The organism is Tardiphaga sp. (assembly GCF_025356345.1).
In the GTDB taxonomy this organism is placed as follows: domain Bacteria; phylum Pseudomonadota; class Alphaproteobacteria; order Rhizobiales; family Xanthobacteraceae; genus Tardiphaga.
In genome coordinates this window covers 1-5,266 of record NZ_JANXTC010000314.1, presented here as the reverse complement: position 1 = coordinate 5,266, position 5,266 = coordinate 1, and the positions used below count along the sequence as shown (strand labels likewise).

Below are 5,266 nucleotides of genomic sequence, written 5' to 3'. Positions count from 1 at the left end.
CGCCGCCACCCCCGCCACGAAAGCAGCCGCGAAAGCCGCCGCCCCCGCCACCGTCACCCTCAAGCACCTCGCCGCCGCCTTGGCCGAAGAGCATGAATTATCGAAGAAGAAGGCGGAAGAGATTCTCGGCGACATGGTCGGGCGTATCACCAAGCATCTCAAGAAGGGGGAGCGCATCCGAATCGTCGGCCTCGGCATCCTCCAGGTTAAGAAGCGGGCTGCCCGCATGGGCCGCAACCCGGCCACTGGCGAAGCGATCCAGATCAAGGCCAGCAAAAAGGTCGCGTTCCGCGCGGCCAAGGAGTTGAAGGAAGCCGTCTGATCGACGCCCTTCAGCGGTAGCATTCCGCCATCCATCATTCCGGACCGCAGCCTCGCGCGGCCCGGAATGCGGTTTTGAAAAGCGTCGGGAGTAGTGAATTGAGTGCGACATCGTCCATCGGTTTCACCCACGACGTCACCGAGCGGTTTTTGCGCTACGTGGTCGTCGATACCCAGTCCGACCCGGCCTCGCCGACCTGCCCCTCCACCGCGAAGCAGAAAGACCTCGGTCGAATTCTCGAACGGGAATTGCTCGAAATCGGCCTGCTCGACGCGCATCTCGACGAGCATGGCTATGTCTATGCGACCATCCCGGCGACATCGACCAAAAAAGTCCCGGTGATCTGCTTCTGCTCGCATATGGACACGTCGCCGGACTGTAGCGGCGCCAATGTGCAGCCGCAGATCGTGAGAAACTATGCCGGCGGCGACATCGTATTGCCGGGCGATCCCGCCCAGGTGATTCGCGAGCGAGACAATCCCGCGCTGGCTGACCAGATCGGCCATGACATCATCACCTCCGACGGCACCACCCTGCTCGGCGCCGACAACAAGGCGGGCCTGGCCGAGATCATGGATGCCGCGCGGTTTCTGGTCGCCAATCCTTCTATCCAGCACGGCGTCATCAAGATCCTGTTCACGCCGGACGAGGAGATCGGCCGCGGCGTCGACAAGGTCGACCTCGAAAAACTCGGCGCCGATTTCGCCTACACCATGGATGGCGAGACCGCCGGCCACATCGAGGATGAGACCTTCTCCGCCGATGGCGCCGTCATCACCATTGCGGGCGTCAGCGCCCATCCCGGCTTCGCCAAGGGCAAGATGGAGCACGCCATCAAGATCGCCGCGGCGATCGTCGAGCGGCTGCCGAAGGATCGCTGCTCGCCGGAAACCACCGACGGCAAACAGGGCTTCCTGCATCCGATCGGTATCTCCGGTGCACTCGAAAATGCCACGGTCAGCTTCATCGTCCGCGACTTCACCGATCAGGGGCTGGTCGAAAAAGAACGGCTGCTGCAGGCCATCGTGGATGAGGTGATGCTCGACTATCCGCGTTCTTCCGCCTCGATCGCGATCAAGCCGCAATACCGCAACATGAAGCAAGTGATCGACCTGCATCCGCACATCGTCGACTACGCCATGGACGCGATTCGCCGCAGCGGACTGACGCCGGTGCGCAGCAGCATCCGCGGTGGCACCGACGGCTCGCGGCTGTCCTTCATGGGCCTGCCCTGCCCCAATATTTTCGCCGGCGAGCACGCCTTCCACGGCCGCACCGAATGGGTCAGTCGCCAGGACATGGAAAAGGCGATGCAGACCATCGTGCACCTGGCGATGATCTGGGAAGAGCGGGCCTGAACACCCTCCGAGATTTGAAGGGCGCTCGCCTTGCCTCCCGCGCGCTTGGCGGCTAAATGGACGTCACGGGCGATTAGCTCAGCGGTAGAGCATTCCCTTTACACGGGACAGGTCGGCGGTTCGATCCCGTCATCGCCTACCATATCATCCTGCCCGCGATCGCCGTTACCAGCGCATGGTCTGGCTGGGCACGATAAAGGCCGTGGTGATCTCCTCGCTGGAGGGGCCGGTCAGATAGCAGATCGATCCGAACACCAGAATCAGCAAGGCGATGACGGCGATCAGGTCGACGGTCCTGGGGTCGCGCTCCCGTTCAATCTGTGGGCGCATTGTCTGCACTCCTTTTGACTCATTCTTGCAACTTAACGCTACGCTTCGCAGTACCTGCTTCGAGCGTTATCTCGGAGGACCAGCATTGCGCGAAGCGCCGCAACAAGATTGCTGCGGCGCGGCAGTGCGATTGCACAGGAGTGAAGATGCCCGCCATTCTTCTGTTGTTCGCCATGCTGCTAGGCTTCGCCACACCCGGATACGCGGCGGATGAGAGTGCAAGGGCGCAGCAGGTGATCCGCGCGCAAGCCGAGGCGCTTGGCCGCGATGACGCCACAACGGCCTATTCATTCGCGGCACCGGTACTTCAGCGCATGTTCGGCGAAGCTGATGCCTTCCTGAAGATGGTACGCAACGGCTACGCGCCGGTGTACCGGCACAAGAGCTTCGAATTCGGCGAATCCCGCAGCGGGCATGGCCGGGTCGAGCAGGACGTCCGCATCGTCGATGCCGCCGGCGTGCCGTGGGATGCGCTGTACATTCTCGAGCAGCAGCCCGACGGCAGCCTGAAGATCATCGGCTGCACGCTGACGGCGGTCGGCACATCGGCCTAGCGCACCGGCGGCGCCGCGGCCTCCCAGCTCGGCAAACGTCCGAGATCGCCAATCCACGCGGCGGCCGAGCCGCACCAGGTCTGCCGTGCCGGCATGAGCTGGTCACGCTGTTGAATGCTGCCCCAGCGAATGACGCAGTCTCCGATTTCGGACTCCGGGCCGGTGTTGAAGATCGGCGTGCCGCAGTCCGGACAAAAATGTTGCAACCGGATGGCGCCGCTGTCCGCCGTCTTGGCGTACGACTTCGGAGCGCCCGTGACCTGGAGATTTTCACGCGCGGTCAGCACGCTGACCCGAAACGCCGAACTGCTCAACAACTGGCAATCCTTGCAATGGCAGATCGTCACCCGTCGCGGATCAATCTCCGCCGTGAAGCTGATCCGACCGCAGTGGCACCTACCATTGACCTTCATCCTGCCCTACCCGCTTAAGAACGAGAACTCTTCGACTACTTAGATACCACAAAAAAGCGGCGCCCCGAAGGGCGCCGCTGATGTCGATGCAAGGACAGTTTGTTTAATGGGCCGTCAGCCCGCTGCCAGCCTCGTCTGGAACGTCCGGCTTGACCGGAAGCTTGGTATCCTCTTCCCAGACAATCGCTATTGGCTTGCGCACCAGGGCGTTGGCGATCACGTCGTCCATCCGGGCGACCGGGATGATGGTCATGCCGCCCTTGATGGCATCCGAGATCTCGGTGAGATCCTTGGCATTGTCCTCGGGGATCAGCACCGTCTTGATGCCGCCGCGGGCCGCCGCCAACAGCTTCTCCTTCAAGCCGCCGATCGGCAGGATCCTGCCGCGCAGCGTGATCTCGCCGGTCATGGCGAGGTCGTGCCGGATCGGAATGCCGGTGAGAACCGACACGATCGTCGTCGCCATCGCCACACCGGCCGACGGACCATCCTTCGGCGTCGCCCCTTCCGGCACGTGGACGTGAATGTCGCGCCGCTCGAACAAAGGCGGCTCGATACCGAAGGTGATCGCGCGCGAACGGACATAGGACGCCGCCGCCGAGATCGATTCCTTCATCACGTCGCGCAGATTGCCCGTCACCGTCATGCGGCCCTTGCCCGGCATCATGACGCCTTCAATGGTCAGCAACTCACCGCCGACATCGGTCCAAGCCAGACCGGTCACGACGCCGACCTGGTCGTCGCTCTCGATCTCGCCGTAGCGATATTTCGGAATCCCGAGGAACTCCTCGAGATTCTTCTCGACGACCTTCACCACCTTCTTCTTCGAGAGCATCAGCTCCTTCACGGCCTTGCGGGCCAGTGTGGAAAGCTCGCGCTCGAGGTTACGCACGCCCGCTTCACGGGTGTAGCGGCGGATCATCAGCAACAGCGCGTCGTCGTCGATCGACCATTCCTTGGCATCCAGACCGTGCTTCGACAGCGCGTTCGGGATCAGATGCTTGCGGGCGATCTCGACCTTCTCGTTCTCGGTGTAGCCGGCGATCCGGATGATTTCCATGCGGTCCATCAGCGGCCCCGGAATATTCAGGGTGTTCGCCGTGGTGATGAACATCACGTTGGACAGATCGTAGTCCACTTCGAGATAGTGATCGGCAAAGGTACCGTTCTGCTCGGGGTCGAGGACCTCCAGCAGCGCGGACGACGGATCGCCGCGGAAATCGGCGCCCATCTTGTCGATCTCGTCGAGCAGGAACAACGGGTTCGAGGTCTTGGCCTTGCGCATCGACTGGATGATCTTGCCGGGCATCGAACCGATATAGGTCCGACGATGGCCGCGGATCTCCGCCTCGTCGCGTACGCCGCCGAGCGACACGCGCACGAACTCACGTCCGGTCGCTTTCGCGATCGACTTGCCGAGCGAGGTCTTGCCGACGCCGGGAGGTCCGACGAGGCACAGGATCGGGCCGGTCAGCTTGTTGGCACGCGTCTGAACGGCCAGGTACTCCACGATGCGATCCTTGACCTTCTCCAGGCCATAATGGTCCTCATCGAGAACGGCCTGCGCCGCGGCGAGGTCCTTCTTGACCTTGGACTTCTTGTTCCATGGAATCGACAGCAGCCAGTCGAGATAGTTGCGCACGACGGTCGCTTCCGCGGACATCGGCGACATCTGGCGCAGCTTCTTGAGCTCGTGCTGGGCCTTCTCGCGGGCTTCCTTCGACAATTTGGTCTTGGCGATCTTCTCTTCGATGTCGGCCAGTTCGTCGCGACCTTCGTCGTCACCGAGCTCCTTCTGGATCGCCTTCATCTGCTCGTTGAGATAGTACTCGCGCTGGGTCTTCTCCATCTGCCGTTTGACGCGGCTGCGGATACGCTTCTCGACCTGCAGCACCGAGATCTCGCTCTCCATCAGCCCGAGCACCTTCTCCAGGCGCGCGGTGACGGACAACGTCTCCAGGATGCCCTGGCGATCGGCGATCTTGACGGCGAGGTGCGAGGCCACGGTGTCGCCGAGCTTGGCGAAATCGGTGATCGCCTGCACGACGCCGACGACTTCGGCGGAGATCTTCTTGTTGAGCTTCACGTAGCTCTCGAAGTCGGACACGACCGAGCGCGACATGGCCTCCGCTTCGACGGACGCACCGTCGGCACGGTGACCTCGGTCGCCGAGGATCCCGAGCTCGGGACGATCGCACTCGGGATCATCCGGCGCGAGGTGCCCGACGGTGCCCAGGTCACCGTGGGAGGCGATGCCGGGGCCGCCACCGTCTGCCCCCTGCCGCTCTC

Annotated in this window: 6 protein-coding genes and 1 tRNA gene; 4 read left to right on the top strand and 3 right to left on the bottom strand. The window is 62.7% G+C overall.

Annotated elements, in window-relative coordinates:
* From Q0S16_RS19130 to Q0S16_RS19120, 3 genes are all read left to right on the top strand, one after another.
* Nucleotides 1-322 (top strand): HU family DNA-binding protein (locus tag Q0S16_RS19130; RefSeq protein WP_295851533.1); only part of this gene is annotated, 322 nt, incomplete at its 5' end.
* Between the two features lie 98 nt (nt 323-420).
* Nucleotides 421-1,680, top strand: a complete 1,260-nt coding sequence (gene pepT / locus Q0S16_RS19125; protein WP_295851531.1) for a peptidase T — start codon at nt 421-423, stop codon at nt 1,678-1,680.
* 67 nt (nt 1,681-1,747) lie between these two features.
* Nucleotides 1,748-1,822 (top strand) — tRNA-Val (locus Q0S16_RS19120).
* Between the two features lie 23 nt (nt 1,823-1,845).
* Here Q0S16_RS19120 and Q0S16_RS19115 read toward each other — a convergent pair.
* Nucleotides 1,846-2,010, bottom strand: a complete 165-nt coding sequence (locus Q0S16_RS19115) for a hypothetical protein (protein ID WP_295851528.1) — start codon at nt 2,008-2,010, stop codon at nt 1,846-1,848.
* Nucleotides 2,011-2,156: 146 nt separating this feature from the next.
* On the opposite strand from Q0S16_RS19115, the gene Q0S16_RS19110 reads away from it, so the two are divergent.
* Nucleotides 2,157-2,564 (top strand): DUF4864 domain-containing protein, encoded by a 408-nt coding sequence (locus tag Q0S16_RS19110; protein WP_295851525.1) that lies wholly within the window; start codon nt 2,157-2,159, stop codon nt 2,562-2,564.
* Here Q0S16_RS19110 and Q0S16_RS19105 read toward each other — a convergent pair.
* Nucleotides 2,561-2,977 carry a GFA family protein gene (locus Q0S16_RS19105; protein ID WP_295851523.1) on the bottom strand — a complete coding sequence of 139 codons (417 nt, stop codon included), beginning with the start codon at nt 2,975-2,977 and terminating at the stop codon, nt 2,561-2,563. The two genes, Q0S16_RS19110 and Q0S16_RS19105, sit on opposite strands and share 4 nt — an antisense overlap.
* 103 nt (nt 2,978-3,080) lie before the next feature.
* On the bottom strand, nt 3,081-5,266 hold a 2,186-nt coding region (gene lon / locus Q0S16_RS19100; RefSeq protein WP_295851521.1), incomplete at its 5' end, for an endopeptidase La.